Source organism: Brevibacillus gelatini, assembly GCF_003710935.1.
GTDB classification, from domain to species: domain Bacteria; phylum Bacillota; class Bacilli; order Brevibacillales; family Brevibacillaceae; genus Brevibacillus; species Brevibacillus gelatini.
The window spans coordinates 167,634-184,587 of the sequence record NZ_RHHS01000012.1 but is presented as its reverse complement, the minus strand read 5'-3'; the positions used below and the strand labels follow the sequence as shown (position 1 = coordinate 184,587).

Here is a 16,954-nt window from a genome sequence, read left to right as displayed (position 1 = left end):
ACCTTAGGCAATGGTACTGGCGGCCCTGGCTACACGTTCGAGGATGAGCTGAAAAACGGTCACAAATACGAGGTCGGCGTCGTCGCGATGGCCAATGCCGGACCAAACACGAACGGCAGCCAATTTTTCATCGGTTCCGGAAAAGATGTGGAAGGTTTGGAAAACGTACCGAAATACACCATTTTCGGAAAAGTCGTAGGCGGCATGGATGTCGTGCAAAAAATTGCGAGCACCAAAGTGAAAAAGCATCCGCAAACGGGCGAGCTGAGCGTGCCGGAGCAACCGATCAAAATCAACACCGTAACCATTACAGAAAAGTAAGACTTTTTGACCAGAACACTAAAACACCACTGTACGAAGCAGTGGTGTTTTGTGTTTGTCCGCCCAGGAAAATCAAGGCTTTATTGGCGATCCGCACTCTATCTTCCACAATTATCTGAATTAGTAAATAGTTCTGTGGAACCAATTTCCTCTTGCGCTATGCAATCTTTACCGCTAGACTTTCAAAAGACCCGATTCGCTTCCGCAATCAAAAGCAAAAAGCGAAAAGGAGTGGTTCTCACTATGATGAAGACACGGGAAGCGCGAATGCGCTTTTTCTTCTTTCTCAACAGTTTTGCCTTGCTTCTTCTGTGCCTGTTCGTCACACCGACGAGCGCTACGGCACCTCATTTGAACAAATCAGCAGCTGCTCCAGGGCAAGCCATCGTTGCATCTGGACAAGCTGAAAAAAAGGAAGCAAAAACAACTATCCCTAACCAACAAATAAAACGCGATTCCGTCCAGGTCAGCCGGGACGCTCACCGCAAAGTGATTCGCTTTGGAGACGTTAAAATTTCAGACAGGGATATGGAACTGCTTGCCCGGCTGGTCTATGCGGAAGGCCGTGGGGAACCGTATGAGGGACAGGTAGCGATTGCTGCTGTCGTTTTGAATCGGGTAGTTTCTTCACAATTTCCAAATACGGTACGGGAGGTAATTTTCGCCCCCAACGCGTTTTCGCCAGTGCGAAATGGCAAGCTGCCGACCAGGACCAATGAGAGTGCCAGGAAAGCAGTCGCGGATGCGCTAAATGGGAAGGACCCGAGCAAAGGTTCTCTCTACTTCTTTAATCCTGATACCGCTACATCCAGATGGATCTGGTCCAGACCCCAGACCGTCGTGATTGGCAACCATCGGTTTGCACGCTAATCAAAAAAAATTTAATAATGATTTATTTTTATTTTATCCCGCTTTTACTTTTGGCTGGTATCTTGTATTTGTAAGCACTTTTTCAACGCATTGAGAAAAAGTACGATATTCTTCCCAGAATGACTTCTTTAACGTAAGCATGGGCAGATCGAACGTCGTTTCCATCTACGTATGCCTACGCTAACAGTAGCTGGTTCATGGACTGTATTGGGTGAGAGCAATCCAGTCCATTACGCCAATCGTTCCTTTTCTCAATCGCCCCCAATTAATTTGGCATTCCCCTTCGGGAATGCCACTTTTTTTTGCTAATGATCGACCCATGGTTGCTGTCCTCTTTTTCACGGCAAATCATCAGAAGCCGTACACGGACATGCCGCCGTCCACTGCAATCGTTTGACCGGATATGTAAGCAGCCGCATCGGACGCGAGGAAAATCGCAGGGCCAACCAAATCTTCCACATCGCCAATTCGTCCGCTCGGCGTCCGCTGCAACACTTCCTGGACAAACACCTCGTCGTTCAACAGCGCTTCTGTCAGCGGCGTGCGGAAATACCACGGCGCAATTGCGTTGACATTGACGCCAAACTTGCTCCACTCCAGCGCAAGCACGCGCGTCATCTGAATGAGACCGGCCTTGCTCGCTCCATAGACCACACCTGTGCGGAGCGCCACAAGTCCTGCGACAGATGCGATGTTGACGATCCGTCCATAGCGCTGCTCGCACATCGACCTGGCGGCAGCCTGGCTCAAGAAAAACGCCGCCTTCAGGTTCAGATCCATGATGCGATCCCACTCTTCCTCACTCACTTCATGGGCTTTTTTCCGAATGTTCATGCCAGCGTTGTTCACGAGGATATGCAAGCCGCCCAACGCTTCCATGGCTTGGGCTACGATTTTTTCCGCAGCCCCTGCTTCGGTCACATCCGCTGCGATTGGACAGGCTACTCCGCCTTTGGACTCAATCGCCTGCACGACTTCCTGCAAGTCTGACTCGGTTCGCGAGACGACGGCGACTTGTGCGCCTGCCTCTGCCAGACCGACAGCCAGTGCTTTGCCGATGCCTCTGCCCGCTCCGGTAATGATTGCTTTTTTCCCAGTCAAGTCAAATCGTGTCATTGTGTTCTTCGCCTCCATTCTCCTTAGAGCATTCTCCATCCATCGCCTTTTCCCCTGTCTTTTGTTACAATATACCTGTATGGAAAGGGGGCAGTCCGTTGCGTTTGTACAGCCAAATGACTCTCGCTGAGCTGCAGGAGGAGATGGAACGCCTGCTCGCGGAAGCCGAGGAGAAAAAGAAACTGGGTGACGAGTCACAGCTTGCCATTATTACGCAAAAGTATTTCATGGCGAAGTCGTATTATTTGGGGACGGGAGAATTTCGCATTGGCGGAAAGTACAGTGTCGCCAATTACGATCAGCCGTTTACCATTGATTATTTCAACGGCGTGTTTGCCTGGGGCCGCTTCCCTGACTCGGACGAGCAGACCGGCTTTCCGGTCGGCATGCTGGAACTGTGGTACGACTAATAAAAAAGAGATCAGCGCGTCAATCATGCTGATCTCTTTTTTATTAGCCCCAACGCTCTTTGAGCGACAGGCCGTAAGCTACAATTTGCTCGGGAGTGACCAGGCGAAAGCCTTGCTGCGGACGGTAGTCAATCGTCAGCGTCTCCGAGCCGATGTACGCGATCGTCTCCGGGTCGAGCAACAGCGTCAACCCTTCGACCTGTATCGTTTGATCCTGTGGTGTCGCCTCATCGAGCCAGAGCGCGTATTCGACCGTCATTCCGCAACCGCCCACCAGTTCGCCGCTGATCCGTACGGGTCGAGTTGCTTTTTGCAACTGGTCTACGGCTTCCTTCGTCAGTTTGATCCTCACCGAATTTCCACCTTCCTGCTTGCTTTTTCCACCACTTTTGGATGCATCAACTCTCTCATGATAGCATATAATGCTTGAAAGCAGTGGAAAGGACGATCTTCTATGAACATTTACGAACAAGACGGCATATTTGTCGCGGAAACCCAGTTTCAATCCGAACATGTGGTCATTTTCGCCAAATCGTGGGAAGAAGCCAAGGAAAAATTGCTGATGCGGCTTCTTGTCCTGGAAATGATAGGTTGAACCAAAAAGCGGGTCGCTGTTGATGACCTGCTTTTTTCACCCTCGAAAACAGTTGGAACCCCTTTCTTCCTTTCCCCTCGCTGGCCAATTGCAACGGCAAAACGGCAAGGAGCTGTCCGATTCATGACTATCACTACGTCTGCCTCTCTCGACAAACAAGGGCTCGTCGCACAGATCAGGCGGCAAACTGCCATCGCCAATCGCAACAATGTCACCCGCACCCAGGCGTATCTCGACTTTTACCGCCAACACGAGGAGGTTCACTGGGCACTGCTCGCCCACCTCGTCTCGCGCAACGGCGGCTGGAATATGACGGATTTGAAGGGCGAATGGCTGCCCGCCATCCTGGACGAAGCGGAAATCGAGCCGTTTTTCTGGATGCTGGAGCGAAGCAACTGGTTGATTTTTCACGATGCCTATCCGCAGTTGCTCCTGTATGCGGAGATGAAACGGCGTGGCAAGGATTTGACTGCGCTGCTTGCACCACTTGGCGTCTCTGTGTTCATGCAGTCGTACTGGCAGGAGTTCCTCGCGTCAGGCGACAGCTCACGGATCACTCGCGCCCTGATCGTCAACGAACAGCAGTACATCGAGCAGCGAGTTGTACATAAACCGTTTACGATGAATCGCATTTTTTCCACGTACGCGTTTCTTGCCCAATCATTTTTTTCGCTCAATCAAATTGTGTTCCCGTACAAGAAGCACCCAACGGACAAAAGACTGAGCATCACCGGAGTGAACGTCCATCATTTTCCCGATCCAGTCCAGCGCATCGCAATCGGCAAGACGTTGTACCAGCTTTTGTTCTCCGATTGCGACCGTCTGGCAAAAATACGCACGTTTTGCACGCGTATTCCGCATACCGGCTCGCGCGCAGACTATTGGCCGCATCTGTTCACCCCGCACCGCCACTCCGATCAGGCGGGCAAGGGATACGAACTGCGCCTGGACGGCGACCAGTTGATTGCCGGAAAGCCAAAACTGTACAGTCCTTCCTTGCAGGCTGCCTGGGCGGACGTCGAGCACGCCCCTGCCGATGGCACAGACTGGTTTCGGGACGACAAATGGCACCAGGAAGTAGAAAAGCCAGCCGATCTGCCCGCGATTGATACCGAGTCGTACGTGCGGGCTTTGCACTGGATGGAATACGGCGTAAAGTTGGTGACAGCGATCACCTGAGAATGGAGGGCAGCCCTCTATGTTTGACGCCCGTAGCGACCTGCTGACCGGGCAACGGGAGTATCTTCTGTCCTGTCAGCTTCCCAGCGGTGCTTTCCGCTTGGGGTCTGACCGGGATCAAATCAATCCGTATTTTACGAATCTTGCCTTGATCTCGCTTGTGCGGCTGCGGGAATGGGAGGCTGTCCGCGCCTATATGGATTGGTATGTAGAGCACTTGAATACGGACGGCTACATCAACGATTTTCGTCTGGTTGACGGGAAGGAGCTAGACACAGGAACAGCCGACAGCGAGGACAGCTACCACGCGACTTTTTTCTCACTCGTCGCGGAGTGGACCCGCAGCACAAGCGATTGCTCCTGGCTCGCAGCCAATCAGGACGTGCTCGCGTACTTGCTGCAAGGGATTGCCCGGCTGCAGCAAGCAGACGGCCTGACCTGGGCCAAACATTCGTTTCGCGTCAAGTATTTGATGGACAATTGTGAGGTCGCCAAAGGACTGGATGATGCGCACGACTTGTTTACCGTGCTCGGCAATGCGATGCTGGCTCAGGAGGCTTCTGTGCGCGCCGCCGCCTGCAAGGCCGGAATTTCCAGAATGTATAGCCGCCTGCGCCGCTCGTACGCAATGTACGACCGCTCGCATCCGCGCTGGCGAAAATGGTACCCGGATGTGACTTCCCAGGCGTTTCCCATTGTGTACAACCTGTGCCTGCCTGCAGTCGCCTCCCTGCTCTATGAGCGGATTACGAAAGCCTTTCCTCGCTTCGATGCGTTTGAGACTGGCGACACGTATCCGTGGATGGTCATGGGCGTGTGCGCGCGCATGATGGGGGATGAGCGGCGTGTGCGCAATATGCTTCATGCTGCGACAGATTTGTACATATACGGATCGCGGCAGCCTTATTGGCTGATTCACGAGGCGGGGCGGTTTGTGGAGCTAATGCTTGGCGAGTAGTTCAAAGCGGCACACGAAGATTGCGGTAGCGTAAAAAAGGCGCGAGAGTAACTCCCGCGCTTTTATTTATGTTTGGGCTTGTTGTTTCCGTCATGTGAGACGACAAGAAACGGCGTCAGCTCTCCATCCTCCCAAAAAAACGGCAGGACAGCAATCGGCACCTGACCTTTGGAGGCAAAATCGTAGGTCAGGCGGGCGAGCAGGTTGGCGCCGACTTCCCCTGTCATGTCCGCCACAATCAGCACATCCTGGTGCGGAATGGCCACGCCGAGCGAGTCGCCCCGTTTTTCCCGATCAAACTGGCGAAGCAGCGAGTCGAGAAGAATCCGGCTCGCCGCATAGCCGTCCGGCGGGCTGATAAAATGAATCCGGTTGCCCGCCACTTCCTGCGTTTTTACTGTGTACGGCAGCTTTTGCAAATTTTCCATCGCGTACTGGTGGAGCTGTTCGGCTGTCCAGCCTGCCTGCGCGAGCATGCCTGTTTCAATCAACACATAGCCTTCCCCACGGTCCAGTGCGTACAGCACCCGCGTATCGGCTGTATGGTCCCTGACGACGAAGCGACCGGGAAATTTTTCTGCGATGGAAGCATGGCGCAAGACAGGGTATACGTTTTGTTCCTGTCCGAGCAGCGTCAGTCCTTTTTCCGGCATGGGCTTGTCCTCCTTTTCGTTTAGTCCCAAGGCGGTGTATCGTCGGCTGCGCCTGGCACGCTGACCATTGGCTGGGTGTAGTGGCTGCTGCGCTGCTCAATCTCCTTGACGACCTCGGCCAATGATTTTGGCTTCGCAAACTCCACCGGAGACACGCCCCGCTCAAACTGGAGCTGCTCTCCTTCCAAGACGACCAAATACCGTCCGTTCACCTTGGCAATGTGCAAATTCGAGCCGTAATCGGCGAGCAGCGTGCGAATTTGCATGTGATCGAGCTTGAATTTCAGTTCGACCTCCGGCTGGCGGTCTGTAATGATCTGCATCGCTTCCATGACGGTCTCGTGCTCCCACTTCTCCGCCAGCTCCCGCTTCGGGCTTGCCGCGATCAGCTCGATTGCTTCTTCCTCCCGCACCCTTTCCTCGGATTCCTCGGGATACATGTACTCGATATGCTGTCGCGCCAAGGAAATGACCTCATCGGAGACGAGTTGCGTCACCGTTTGCGGATATTCAATAAAGCGCAAAAATTCCTCGAAGTAGCGCGCATGGGAAAACTGGTGAATTTTCACGTGATACGGATCGTTCATCCCGGATTCGATCATGTACGGATACATCAGCGACTTCATGTTTTTCGCGTTGATCGCCATTCGCACATTGGAAATCAGGCTTTTTTCATCCGTAATGACTGCCGTTTTCTGTTCAAAATCGCATTTCAAAATGAACACGTAGCGTTCATCAAGCAGTTCCAGGCGCGTGCGCACGACAATCAGCACGCCGCCCCGCACCTGTGAGGTTCGCAAGTACGACTGCACCAACTCCTGGCACGGCTCCTTGCTCTCGCCAGGCGTCTCAGCTGCGAGCAAGCGGTTCAGCAGCGCGTAGTTCGGATTGGAGTCGAGCGGATGTCCGGGCTCCACCACGAATTGGCCGAGCTTTGTCGGCGTCCCTTCCGTCTTCGGGTTCATTTCGACCTTGCGCTTGGCAATGCGGGCGAACTCCCCGTCCAAAAAGTCGCGAAGCTCACTGCGCTGATATTCATCATGGCTCAAGTAGCGCGTCATGCGCACCTGCTTGATACCGTCCTCTTCCTCAGGCTGTTCAATCAAATAAAAGGATAACCAGTCAATGATAAAATTCATACTCGTCGCTCCTGTCTACATGTACCGACCCTGATTATAGCAAACCTGCATGAAAAAAGGTCAGGCTTTTTCCATTCGTGGTAAGATGACAACAGGAGGAGAAAGCAGCTATGTGGACGCATGTAAAAAAATGGTGGACGAACACCTTCCTTGACAAGCCCTATCGCCCGGGCACGACGATTGGCGCTTATCACATTCAGCACATACTCGGGATGGGCAGCTACGGAATCGCCTATCTCGCCACCCACACGCCTACAGGAGCACAAGTAGTGCTCAAGCAGGTCAAGCCAAGCCTGCGCCATACGGCAAAAGGCGCAGCCATGCAAGCATACGAACGCAAGGTGCTGTCCTCCTTGTCCCATCCGCAAATTCCGCGTTGCCTGGACGCCTTTACGCATCGCAAAGACTCGTTTCTCGTGATGACGTATTTGTCCGGGCCTACTTTGGAGGAGTTGCTGTTCGAACGCGGCATCGTAGTCAACGAGTACGAGTGCGCCGGCTACATGCGAAAGATCGGCCAGCTCGTTGCCCATCTGCATGCCCAGGGGCTGATCCACCGCGACGTGCGCATTCCAAACGTCATTTGGCAGGACGGTCTGCCGTATTTGATTGATTTCGGACTGGCGCGGTTCATCGGAGACAAGCCGACATACACGACCGACTCGCTTTGCGCCTATCCATCGGAAAAGCAGTTGAAGCGCGAAGTGGCACCTGCCAGCGATCTGTATGCGCTTGGGCACTTTTTCCTGTTCCTGCTCTATTCCGACTATACGCCCAAGGAAGACGAGCCGGAACGCAGTTGGGAGGAAGAGCTTTCCTTGTCACCGGAAATTCGCCGCATGATTCGCAAGCTGCTCCAGATGGACGAGCCTTATGACAGCGTGCACGAATGGCTGCAGGAGCTTGATCTGTATTTGCACCGCTGCGAGTGTGACAAGAATCGTCGCCTCCAGCAAACATGACATCGTGAAAAGCAGAGCACCGTCCCGATAATGGCTGCTCTGCTTTTTTATGCGCTTGCCAGCTTCCCTTTCACGATGAAAAAAGGGATTTTTTGTACAAGTTGGATAATCATCGCTCCGTTTTTTATGACACCCGGTCGAATGGATTCTCTGCCGCAAATCAACTATCCTAATTTGTAAACTGAATATTATAAATTTTCATTCGCGAGAAAAAGGGGGCATCATCTTGAGTCATATTCCACTACACACCAGCGTGAACAAGGAGCCGGACAAAGAGCAGTACGAGTTGAAAAGAGGGCTGCGCGCCAGGCACATGTCGATGATTGCCATCGGCGGCTCGATTGGTACAGGCTTGTTTCTCGCCAGCGGCTCTACGATCCACTCCGCAGGTCCTGGCGGTGCGCTGGTGGCTTACGGCCTGATCTGCGTCATGATTTACTTTTTGATGACAAGCCTGGGCGAGATGGCGACGTTTCTGCCCGTTTCCGGCTCGTTCAGCTCGTACGCTTCCCGCTTTGTCGATCCGGCGCTTGGCTTTGCGCTTGGCTGGAACTACTGGTACAACTGGGCAGTGACCATTGCCGTAGAGATTTCTGCTGCCGCACTCATCATGAAGTTCTGGCTGCCGGAAAGCTCCTCCTTGCTGTGGAGCTCGTTGTTTCTCGCTCTTTTGTTTGTGCTGAACTTCCTCTCCGTCAAAGCGTACGGCGAAGGGGAATACTGGTTTGCGCTCATCAAAGTGATTGCGATCATCTGCTTTATCGCAATCGGGCTGATGATGATTGTCGGCATCATGGGCGGCGAGGCGGTCGGCTTCCGAAACTTCACAGTCGGCGACGCCCCGTTTCACGGCGGCTTTATGGCGATGATCGGCGTGTTCATGGTTGCCGGCTTTTCGTTTCAGGGGACCGAACTCGTCGGTGTAGCGGCTGGCGAGAGCGAAAATCCGCGCGTAAACGTGCCGCGAGCCATTCGGCAAGTTTTTTGGCGCATTCTCCTGTTTTACATTTTGTCCATCGCGGTCATCGGCCTGCTGATTCCGTACACCGATCCCAACCTGATGAGCGGTGATTTGGAAAACATTGCGGTAAGCCCATTTACGCTCGTCTATGAAAGAGCGGGGCTGGCGTTCGCCGCCTCTGTCATGAATGCCGTGATCCTCACGTCTGTTTTGTCCTGTGGAAACTCCGGCATGTACGCCTCGGCGCGGATGCTGTGGATTTTGGCCATGGAAGGCAAGGCGCCCAGGTTTTTGCGCAAAACCAACGCCAGAGGCATTCCTACCCGCGCACTGTACGCGACAACCGCAGTGGGGATGCTGGCTTTTCTGGCCTCCCTGTTTGGTGACGGCGTCGTGTACATGTGGCTGCTGAACGCCAGTGGCATGTCCGGGTTCATTGCCTGGGTCGGCATTGCGATTTGCCACTACCGCTTCCGCAAGGCGTATGTCGCCCAAGGACACGATCTGAACGACCTGCCGTATCGGGCAAAAGCGTATCCGTTTGGCCCCGTGTTCGCCTTTATTCTCTGTATGGTGATTATCGTCGGGCAAAACTACACCGCCTTTGCCGGCGAAACCATCGACTGGAACGGCATCCTCGTCTCCTACATCGGCTTGCCCTTGTTCCTTTTGCTCTGGCTTGGCTATAAATTCGTGAAAAAGACAAAGGTGATCCCGTTGCAAGAGTGCAATCTCACGCGAGACGAGCACTAGGCAAAAAGAGCAGGGCAGCGGTTGAAGCGGCTGTCCTGCTCTTTCTTTCGTTTTGGTTACTCGGAAATCGGCTCCTGCTTGGCCGCTTCCATCTTTTCCTTCAATTTTCCTACTTCGCGACGAAGCACCTGCCGCTCCTGCTTCGACAAAACCTCTCCGCCGACCGTGCCATTTACCAGCAAATCCTCTTCATACAAGCGATCTTTGCGCATGGGAACCTCCTGCAGACAAGATGTGTACCTCTTGTCCTACTTTGTTCCAAAGCCGCCCTTCTTATGTACGTGTTTTCTCGCGGAACTGCTTTTGGCGGCAACCGTCTTGCCCGCTTCGGCTTTGCGGTCTTGTGGTTTTCCTTTTTTGAATGGCTTGCCTCCTGGCTTTTGCACCGCTCCCGGATCTTCCAGCGCGCCGTATGACATGACTTTTTCTTCGATGGCAAGCCCTGTCTGTTTGGCGAACTTGCGGATGATAAACCGCTCTTGCGGACTGATGATGGAAAAGACAAGTCCGGCGCGTCCCATCCGTCCCGTGCGTCCGCTGCGGTGAATGTACGTATCTGCATCTGGTGCCGGGTCGTAATGCACGATGCACTCCACTTCCGGTATGTCAATGCCGCGTGCGGACACATCTGTCGTAATCAAGACCGGGAACACGCCGTCCCTAAACTGCTGGAGCGTCCGCGCCCGCTCTTCCTTGGAAGCATCGCGATGCAGCAGTCGGCTGGACAGATGATGGTAGTTCAGCTTGGCCACAATCTCGTCCACTTTTTCGATCTGGTTGACAAACACAATCGAGGAACGGACGTTGACGAGTCTTAGCAAGCGTCTTAGCGTGTCGACTTTTTTTCGCGGCTCAGAGACGAGGTACAGATGGGCGACGCCTGCCGCGCCTTCTGGTGCTTGCGCCCGTACAAGCACAGCATCCTTGGTAAACGCTTTGGCTGCCACGACAATCTGTTCGGAAATCGTCGCGGAAAACAGGAGCCGCTGCGTATCCCGCAACGTTTTTTTCATAACCTCCTGGACCGGCTTGCCAAAACCCGCATCGAGCATTCTGTCCGCTTCGTCCACGACTACGGTTTTGACTTCGTGTACTTTCAGCTTTCGCTGCTCGATCAGCTCCAAGAGACGGCCCGGTGTGGCGACAACGAGCACAGGCTTTTTCTTCAAACGCTCTACCTGACGTTTGACATCGACGCCGCCGATGATCGGAACAACTGCATGATCGGCGCCCGGCAACAGCTTTTCGGCTTCTTTGGCAATTTGCACGACGAGTTCATGCGTCGGTGCCAGGACGAGCGCCTGGACGTCTTTTTTATTCGGATCGATTTTCGTCAGCAGCGGCAACAAATAGGCATAGGTTTTGCCTGTCCCTGTCGGGGATTCGATCAGGGCATCCCGCCCGGCTAAAATCAACGGAATTGCTTCCGCTTGCACGGGGGTCGGCGTCTCCATTTTTCGTTCGCGCAAAATCGCAACAAGCGGCGCGCTAATTTGTAAATCAGCAAACGTGGTGCTCACAAGAACCCTCCTGGCGTATATTCGTACATTGGGTAAGCTTACCACACTTTGCCCATGTATAACAGAGGGCCTGGCTCACGAATGACCGCTTGCCCAGGCTTCCCGTCCCGGATGTGGAAAAACAGGCGAAATCCGTATTCGGACGTCGCCTGGTGTGCTTTACCCGTTGTTTGTGTCCATGCGGGTTTCCTGCTTTTCCGCCTGGTCGTGACGATCCCGGCTTGTCGTCTGGTTGCGTGTGCCTTTGTTGGGATTGTTCCGGTACTCCTCTACTTCCTGTTGAAAGGCTTCATCATAGCCGCGCACAGCCCTCACCTCCTGCCCCTATTTTTACCCTGGTGATCCTTTATTATTTTGCTGAAACTTTTTACCCGATCATTCGTCCTTTTAGTAGGAACAAAGTATTTTTCTTGATGGTTGGGGAGGATTCATGCAAACCTTGTCACGCACGCGATCACACAAACTTTCCACACGCAAAAGACGTTTGCGCTGGGTAAATCGCCTGATACTGATGTCAGCCTTGACATGTACGACGCTTGCCCTGCTCGGGATCATTTTCCTGTTTGCTACCAGAAGCGGCGAAGAACTGCGCGAGTGGGCGGCAGGCACGCTCCTGACGACGCAGCATGACTACTGGGCACCGTACACGTTTTTGCCGGAAGAAAAGCTCAACGCCCTAAAGGAGCAAATCCGCAACCCGGTAGTCATCAACTCCGAGCCGGATGGGCCGATCGCCCCGGAAGAATCGCCACAGGAACAGTCCGTAGCCGACACACCGCCAGAAAAGCCGAAAGAATTGATCGAGGTGGAAGAGATCGACGTTTCCAAAGGCAATTATTACTTTAAAGGAAAAATCATGTACATCAACGACCCAAAGCGGGTACGTTTAGTCGTTACCAACCGCAAAGACCGCGGCGATTTGCTCGATGAGTTCGTCAAAAAGACAAACGCGATCGGCATCGTCAACGCGAGCGGCTTCCATGACCCGGATGGCTATGGAAAAGGCGCCAAAGCATACGGCGTGGTGATCCACGACGGGAAAATTCTCCAGGGATACAATCCGAAAAACGGAGAAACGGCCTTGGGCATCACCTATGACGGCAAGCTGATTACCGGCAGCTATACAGCCGAACAGCTGGTAAAAATGGGCGTGCGCGATGCGATGAGCTTCCGCCCGCAACTGATCGTGAACGGCAAAAACCTGTTCAAGGACAAGCCTGCGAAAAGCTGGGGCATCCAGCCGCGTACAGCGATTGGGCAAAAAGCGGACGGCACCATCGTCTTCGTCGTCATCGACGGCCGCCAGCCCGGACATTCCATTGGCGCGAGCATGAACGATCTGGCAGAATTGCTGGAAGAGCGCGGGATCGTCACAGCGATGGCGATGGACGGCGGCTCCAGCTCGATGATGCTGTACAAAGGCGAAGCGATTACAAAAACGTCTTGCCCGTATTACCGTGGCCGCTACCTCCCGAACGCCTGGGCGGTGATTTAGCTCTCGTCAGGGCGAGCCGGGAAATGAGCCGGCACTTGATTGTTTTTTACGAGTTTCTGAAAAAAAGCAGGCAGCTCACACGATTGTGGCTGCCTGTTTTTTTACAGTTTAATCGGGGTTTTCGCTTGTTCCAGACTCCATTTCTCCACATCCCACGTCTGTGTTACCCAATCCTCGTAAAAGTCAGGTTCGTGGCAGACGAGCAGAACCGTACCCTTAAACTCTTTTAAAGCACGCTTCAATTCTTCCTTGGCCACGACGTCCAGGTGGTTCGTCGGCTCGTCGAATACAAGCCAGTTGCTCTCGCGCTGCAACAGTTTGCAGAGCCGTACCTTTGCCTGCTCGCCTCCAGACAGGGCGTTCAGGTTGCGGTTAATGTGCTCGTTTTTCAGGCCGCAGCGCGCCAACGCTCCGCGCACCTCGTGGTTGTTCATCGACGGGAACTCGTTCCAGACGTCCTCCAGTGCCGTGATCGGCTTTGGCTTGACTTCCTGCTCGAAGTAGGCCGGGTGCAGGAAGTCTCCTCGCTCAAGCTTGCCCCCAAGCGGCGGAATAATCCCCAGCAGCGTTTTCAGCAAAGTGGATTTCCCGACACCGTTCATTCCGACGATAGCGACCTTTTCGCCGCGCTCCAGCTTGACGCTCAGCTTTGGCAGCAACGGATGGGTATAGCCGATTTCGAGCTCTTCCGCTTCAATGACAAAGCGGCTGCTTGCGCGCGCTTCCTTGAAAATAAACGAAGGCTTCGCCGCTGTCTCCGGCTTTTCGATCCGTTCCATTTTGTCCAGCTGCTTTTGACGGCTTTTCGCGCGGCCTGTCGTGGAGGCACGGGCTTTGTTGCGGGCGATAAAGTCTTCCATGCGGGCGATTTCTTCCTGCTGCTTTTCAAATGCGTCAATATGCTGGTTGCGCTTCATCTCGGACTGCGCCAGGAACGATTCGTAGTTGCCCGTGTAACGGTTCAGCTTCGTGAACTCCAGATGGTAAATGACATTGACGACTTCGTTCATGAACGCCGTGTCGTGGGAAATCAGGATGAAAGCGTACGGATATTCCCGCAAGTAGTTTTTCAGCCAGGCGATATGCTCCTCGTCCAGGTAGTTCGTCGGCTCATCCAACAGCAACACGGTCGGCTGCTCCAGCAGCAGCTTCGCCAAAAGAACCTTCGTGCGCTGACCACCGGACAAGGACGCGACGTCGCGATCCAGCCCAATCGCGCTCAGACCAAGCGCGTTCGCGATTTCCTCCACCTTGGCATCGATCAGGTAAAATCCGCTAGTTTCCAGCTTGTCCTGAATCTCGCCCATGCGCTCCAGCAGTTCTTCCAGTTCCTCCGGCGATGCTTCTGCCATTTTTTCGCCAATCGCCATCAGTTCCTGCTCCTGCTCCAAGAGCGGCAAAAACGCATCCTTGAGTACGTCGCGAATCGTTTTCCCCGCTTGCAGCTTCGTGTGCTGGTCGAGGTACCCGTACTGGATTTTCGGCATCCATTCGATGCGGCCTTTGTCCGGGATGTTTTGCCCGGTCAAAATGCTCATCATCGTGGATTTGCCTGTTCCGTTCGCCCCGACAAGACCTACGCGGTCATTCGGTTGCAGGCGAAAAGACACGTCCCGAAACAAAATGCGATCCCCAAAGCCATGGGACAAATCTTCGACAATCAAAACACTCATGCAAGCTTTTCCTCCTGTTTCCTCTGTGCAGTCTACAAAATAATCCGCTCAAAATAAGACGGCGCATACCGTTGCGTATAGGTTTCGCCTGTCAATATCAACTCGTCCAGCCTCACGCGCATTTCCTGCAGGGTGATGCCGTGCATCGCGGTATTCAAGATCGTCGCTCTCGCCAGCAAGCGGAGTGTATTGACTTCATCTGTCAGCTTGCTGCCAAACACTTTTCCGCTATGCACGATCTCGGAACGATGATTGTACGATTTTTTGACAAACTCGGCAATTTTTTGCCGCTGTGCATACGACTCTCCAAAATAATACGCCATGCGTAGCCGCAATTTATAGGTGATTTCGCCCTTTTTTCCGTCGGGAGCAAACAGCGATTCCAGCGCAATCCACAAATCGAGCAACTGGTCTTCGTTGCTTTTTTTCTCCAGGGACAGCGCATAGCGGCGAAAAGCGAGCGAAGGCAGCTGATGATCCATCAGTCGCATGAAAACGCTCTGGATCGATTCGTCAAACTCCAACCTGCTTCCGTCGAGGGAGCGCTTCAAATACGTGATGCCGCACATGTTTCCGGTTATTGTCAGAACATAAGGGATCGAGCATGTCCCATGCAAAGCGGATAAATTCAGCTTGTTCTCGATTTCTTCGATCCACGGGCGGTCATCCGTTACTTTCATTTCCGCGTGCTCCGCAACCAGAAACAGGCTGTTGCGGCTTACCCGGGAGTCGAAAATGCGTTTGTTCTCATCCATTTCGTTGCGCAAATAACGGGAAGCGATCTCGTACGGCCGATTTGCCCCCGAGATCAGATAATAACCATTTGGCAGTTCGATCCGAATGGGCTGTGTTGTCGTCGAATTAAACACGGGCGCAATCAACAGTGGCATTGGCTGCTCCTTTCAGATCCGTAAAAAGCGCGGTTCTCGTTTTCATTATCAATCGAACACGACATAAACAGCCTGCCTGCTCTTTTGACAACCGATCCATTTCTATTAATCGCAGACACGCTTCCTTATAGAATACCAGCATTTCCTACGATTCGTCACCATCAGATTGCGGCAAACTACGAAAAGAAGGAGATGATTTGATGGAAAAAGATCATATTCTCGATGAAAATCCGCATCAGACTTACAATAATGCAGCAAAGCCGCAAGAGCAAACCGGAGAACCGCTGGCAGGCTCCAAAAAGGTGAAGCAAAAAAATCATTCCCGCGCGATTAAAACGCGGGAAGGGTAACTCTGACGAAAAAGTCCGAACGAATCGATCTGTTCGGGCTTTCCTTTTTCTTACATCAAAAATGATTGAATTGTCCCACAGGGATGATCTATGATGGATGCAGTATCCATGATGGAGGTTTAGCCCATATGATTACCATTCCACTACCGGGCAACGGCCCGCTTACGAACGCGATCAGCTACAGCGTCTCTCCCTTGTACGAGCTGGCTGCCAGCCTGCACACGCTCGCTCAGCAAACACCCCCCGAACGCTTCTTGTCATGGTCGGAAGACAAACTGGAACAATTTGAATCGGCTCAGCTCAAGCAGGAATGGGATTACATGCGCCCGCTCTTCCGCTACGGCCTGCCCGACTCTTTCGATCCCGTCCAAACCAAAGGGGTGATGGGCGTTGACGATCAATACGAATACTTCGTGACGCTGCCAACGGAGCAATTTGTCCGCAGTGTGACGCCAATGCTCGACCAGTGGATGCAGCAGCACGAGATTCCGCAAGTGTATCTGGATATAAAGGAAGACTCGGATTATGTAAAAGGGCGCTTCAGCCTGTTTGTGTCATCATACTGGCAACTGTTTTTTGAAGAAAACTGGGAGAGTATCGCCCCGCAGTTTGTGAAGGAGGCAGAACGCATTTACTATGCGGTGCAAGACATCCCTGCCCTGCTCTCCTACCTGCAGTCGATCTCCCCCGCCTTCTCCCTGGATGAAGAGACTTGCCGCTTGACCTATTCAGGTTGTGACCTGGACGAGCAAGCGCAGCAGTTAATCCTGTATCCCAGCTATTATTATGCCCAGGAGCCTTGTCTTCGCAAACAGGGAACCAATGCCCACTTGCTTTACTCTTTCTCCTGAGCATTTCGCGCAAAAACGAACGCCCTTTTACGAAGGGCGTTTTTCATGCATCATATGCGCAACAATCAGTTTATCGAGTTGTTGACTTATTTTCACAATTTCTGGGTCAAGAAAATTGTAGCCTGCTGCTTTGGCTGCATGTTCCAGCTTTTGGCGCAAGGCATCAATCATCTTATTCGTCGTTTCCATGCTGCCAAGCCTCCACCCACGTCAGTCTCCCACTATTTTACATCATCTAAGAACAGGTGGAAAGGGTAA

The 16,954-nt window shown here is 53.1% G+C and carries 21 protein-coding genes; 11 read left to right on the top strand and 10 right to left on the bottom strand.

Annotated features, from left to right (window positions below; all coding sequences use genetic code 11):
• The coding region (locus tag EDM57_RS04175; RefSeq protein ID WP_211338212.1) for a peptidylprolyl isomerase at positions 1-321 on the top strand (321 nt) is incomplete at its 5' end.
• Positions 322-567: 246 nt separating this feature from the next.
• The gene (locus EDM57_RS04170; protein WP_122903514.1) at positions 568-1,191 is read left to right on the top strand and encodes a cell wall hydrolase; all 624 of its coding nucleotides are present in this window, start codon (positions 568-570) and stop codon (positions 1,189-1,191) included.
• A gap of 351 nt (positions 1,192-1,542) precedes the next feature.
• On the opposite strand, the gene EDM57_RS04165 is transcribed toward EDM57_RS04170, so the two are convergent.
• The gene (locus EDM57_RS04165; RefSeq protein WP_122903509.1) at positions 1,543-2,307 is read right to left on the bottom strand and encodes an SDR family NAD(P)-dependent oxidoreductase; all 765 of its coding nucleotides are present in this window, start codon (positions 2,305-2,307) and stop codon (positions 1,543-1,545) included.
• Positions 2,308-2,405: 98 nt separating this feature from the next.
• Here EDM57_RS04165 and EDM57_RS04160 point away from each other — a divergent pair, with 98 nt between their 5' ends.
• On the top strand, positions 2,406-2,717 hold the full coding sequence (locus tag EDM57_RS04160; protein ID WP_122903508.1) for a YfhH family protein: 312 nt from the start codon (positions 2,406-2,408) through the stop codon (positions 2,715-2,717).
• A 43-nt stretch (positions 2,718-2,760) separates the two neighbouring features.
• Here the strand turns inward: EDM57_RS04160 and EDM57_RS04155 are convergent, their stop codons facing one another.
• Entirely contained in the window at positions 2,761-3,069 is a 309-nt protein-coding gene (locus EDM57_RS04155; protein ID WP_122903507.1) for an iron-sulfur cluster biosynthesis family protein, read from the bottom strand.
• A gap of 102 nt (positions 3,070-3,171) precedes the next feature.
• On the opposite strand from EDM57_RS04155, the gene EDM57_RS23105 reads away from it, so the two are divergent.
• The 3 genes from EDM57_RS23105 to EDM57_RS04145 all read left to right on the top strand — a co-directional run bounded on the left by EDM57_RS23105 (position 3,172) and on the right by EDM57_RS04145 (position 5,449).
• Positions 3,172-3,312, top strand: a complete 141-nt coding sequence (locus tag EDM57_RS23105; protein ID WP_170163365.1) for a hypothetical protein — start codon at positions 3,172-3,174, stop codon at positions 3,310-3,312.
• A gap of 123 nt (positions 3,313-3,435) precedes the next feature.
• Complete coding sequence (locus EDM57_RS04150; protein ID WP_122903506.1) at positions 3,436-4,491, top strand: DUF2515 family protein; 1,056 nt, start codon at positions 3,436-3,438, stop codon at positions 4,489-4,491.
• A 19-nt stretch (positions 4,492-4,510) separates the two neighbouring features.
• Entirely contained in the window at positions 4,511-5,449 is a 939-nt protein-coding gene (locus tag EDM57_RS04145) for a prenyltransferase/squalene oxidase repeat-containing protein (RefSeq protein ID WP_122903505.1), read from the top strand.
• Positions 5,450-5,511: 62 nt separating this feature from the next.
• Here EDM57_RS04145 and EDM57_RS04140 read toward each other — a convergent pair whose 3' ends face one another.
• On the bottom strand, positions 5,512-6,102 hold the full coding sequence (locus tag EDM57_RS04140) for a DUF1444 family protein (RefSeq protein WP_122903504.1): 591 nt from the start codon (positions 6,100-6,102) through the stop codon (positions 5,512-5,514).
• Between the two features lie 20 nt (positions 6,103-6,122).
• Positions 6,123-7,241 carry a DUF3900 domain-containing protein gene (locus tag EDM57_RS04135; protein ID WP_122903503.1) on the bottom strand — a complete coding sequence of 373 codons (1,119 nt, stop codon included), beginning with the start codon at positions 7,239-7,241 and terminating at the stop codon, positions 6,123-6,125.
• Between the two features lie 110 nt (positions 7,242-7,351).
• Between EDM57_RS04135 and EDM57_RS04130 the strand changes: the two genes are divergently transcribed.
• Together EDM57_RS04130 and EDM57_RS04125 are read left to right on the top strand one after the other, a co-directional pair.
• Positions 7,352-8,203, top strand: coding sequence for a serine/threonine protein kinase (locus EDM57_RS04130; RefSeq protein ID WP_122903502.1), 852 nt, complete (start codon positions 7,352-7,354; stop codon positions 8,201-8,203).
• Between the two features lie 226 nt (positions 8,204-8,429).
• Positions 8,430-9,917 carry an amino acid permease gene (locus EDM57_RS04125; protein WP_122903501.1) on the top strand — a complete coding sequence of 496 codons (1,488 nt, stop codon included), beginning with the start codon at positions 8,430-8,432 and terminating at the stop codon, positions 9,915-9,917.
• 56 nt (positions 9,918-9,973) lie between these two features.
• On the opposite strand, the gene EDM57_RS23100 is transcribed toward EDM57_RS04125, so the two are convergent.
• The 3 genes from EDM57_RS23100 to EDM57_RS23095 all read right to left on the bottom strand — a co-directional run bounded on the left by EDM57_RS23100 (position 9,974) and on the right by EDM57_RS23095 (position 11,743).
• Positions 9,974-10,129: a hypothetical protein gene (locus EDM57_RS23100; RefSeq protein WP_170163364.1), complete on the bottom strand. Its 156-nt coding sequence runs from the start codon at positions 10,127-10,129 to the stop codon at positions 9,974-9,976.
• Between the two features lie 36 nt (positions 10,130-10,165).
• Positions 10,166-11,437, bottom strand: a complete 1,272-nt coding sequence (locus EDM57_RS04120) for a DEAD/DEAH box helicase (protein ID WP_122903500.1) — start codon at positions 11,435-11,437, stop codon at positions 10,166-10,168.
• Between the two features lie 159 nt (positions 11,438-11,596).
• Positions 11,597-11,743: a hypothetical protein gene (locus tag EDM57_RS23095; protein ID WP_170163363.1), complete on the bottom strand. Its 147-nt coding sequence runs from the start codon at positions 11,741-11,743 to the stop codon at positions 11,597-11,599.
• 124 nt (positions 11,744-11,867) lie between these two features.
• On the opposite strand from EDM57_RS23095, the gene EDM57_RS04115 reads away from it, so the two are divergent.
• Positions 11,868-12,932, top strand: coding sequence for a phosphodiester glycosidase family protein (locus EDM57_RS04115; RefSeq protein WP_122903499.1), 1,065 nt, complete (start codon positions 11,868-11,870; stop codon positions 12,930-12,932).
• A 101-nt stretch (positions 12,933-13,033) separates the two neighbouring features.
• Here the strand turns inward: EDM57_RS04115 and EDM57_RS04110 are convergent, their stop codons facing one another.
• Entirely contained in the window at positions 13,034-14,605 is a 1,572-nt protein-coding gene (locus EDM57_RS04110) for an ABC-F family ATP-binding cassette domain-containing protein (protein WP_122903498.1), read from the bottom strand.
• A 32-nt stretch (positions 14,606-14,637) separates the two neighbouring features.
• Positions 14,638-15,495: a HEPN domain-containing protein gene (locus EDM57_RS04105; RefSeq protein WP_122903497.1), complete on the bottom strand. Its 858-nt coding sequence runs from the start codon at positions 15,493-15,495 to the stop codon at positions 14,638-14,640.
• Positions 15,496-15,695: 200 nt separating this feature from the next.
• Between EDM57_RS04105 and EDM57_RS04100 the strand changes: the two genes are divergently transcribed.
• Together EDM57_RS04100 and EDM57_RS04095 are read left to right on the top strand one after the other, a co-directional pair.
• Positions 15,696-15,845, top strand: a complete 150-nt coding sequence (locus EDM57_RS04100; RefSeq protein WP_122903496.1) for a small acid-soluble spore protein P — start codon at positions 15,696-15,698, stop codon at positions 15,843-15,845.
• A 128-nt stretch (positions 15,846-15,973) separates the two neighbouring features.
• Positions 15,974-16,696 carry a hypothetical protein gene (locus EDM57_RS04095; protein WP_122903495.1) on the top strand — a complete coding sequence of 241 codons (723 nt, stop codon included), beginning with the start codon at positions 15,974-15,976 and terminating at the stop codon, positions 16,694-16,696.
• 27 nt (positions 16,697-16,723) lie between these two features.
• Here the strand turns inward: EDM57_RS04095 and EDM57_RS04090 are convergent, their stop codons facing one another.
• A complete protein-coding gene (locus EDM57_RS04090; RefSeq protein WP_122903494.1) occupies positions 16,724-16,885 on the bottom strand; it encodes an aspartyl-phosphate phosphatase Spo0E family protein in 162 nt (53 codons plus the stop codon).
• Positions 16,886-16,954: the final 69 nt, after the last annotated feature.

Bases quoted from the DNA above. Each gene is read 5' to 3' on its own strand.
- EDM57_RS04170 (WP_122903514.1), top strand. From the start codon at position 568: ATGAAGACACGGGAAGCGCGAATGCGCTTTTTCTTCTTTCTCAACAGT.
- EDM57_RS04090 (WP_122903494.1), bottom strand. From the start codon at position 16,885: ATGGAAACGACGAATAAGATGATTGATGCCTTGCGCCAAAAGCTGGAA.
- EDM57_RS04100 (WP_122903496.1), top strand. From the start codon at position 15,696: ATGGAAAAAGATCATATTCTCGATGAAAATCCGCATCAGACTTACAAT.
- EDM57_RS04095 (WP_122903495.1), top strand. From the start codon at position 15,974: ATGATTACCATTCCACTACCGGGCAACGGCCCGCTTACGAACGCGATC.
- EDM57_RS04145 (WP_122903505.1), top strand. From the start codon at position 4,511: ATGTTTGACGCCCGTAGCGACCTGCTGACCGGGCAACGGGAGTATCTT.
- EDM57_RS04110 (WP_122903498.1), bottom strand. From the start codon at position 14,605: ATGAGTGTTTTGATTGTCGAAGATTTGTCCCATGGCTTTGGGGATCGC.
- EDM57_RS04135 (WP_122903503.1), bottom strand. From the start codon at position 7,241: ATGAATTTTATCATTGACTGGTTATCCTTTTATTTGATTGAACAGCCT.
- EDM57_RS04165 (WP_122903509.1), bottom strand. From the start codon at position 2,307: ATGACACGATTTGACTTGACTGGGAAAAAAGCAATCATTACCGGAGCG.
- EDM57_RS04115 (WP_122903499.1), top strand. From the start codon at position 11,868: ATGCAAACCTTGTCACGCACGCGATCACACAAACTTTCCACACGCAAA.
- EDM57_RS23100 (WP_170163364.1), bottom strand. From the start codon at position 10,129: ATGCGCAAAGATCGCTTGTATGAAGAGGATTTGCTGGTAAATGGCACG.
- EDM57_RS04150 (WP_122903506.1), top strand. From the start codon at position 3,436: ATGACTATCACTACGTCTGCCTCTCTCGACAAACAAGGGCTCGTCGCA.
- EDM57_RS04140 (WP_122903504.1), bottom strand. From the start codon at position 6,102: ATGCCGGAAAAAGGACTGACGCTGCTCGGACAGGAACAAAACGTATAC.
- EDM57_RS04130 (WP_122903502.1), top strand. From the start codon at position 7,352: ATGTGGACGCATGTAAAAAAATGGTGGACGAACACCTTCCTTGACAAG.
- EDM57_RS23105 (WP_170163365.1), top strand. From the start codon at position 3,172: ATGAACATTTACGAACAAGACGGCATATTTGTCGCGGAAACCCAGTTT.
- EDM57_RS04105 (WP_122903497.1), bottom strand. From the start codon at position 15,495: ATGCCACTGTTGATTGCGCCCGTGTTTAATTCGACGACAACACAGCCC.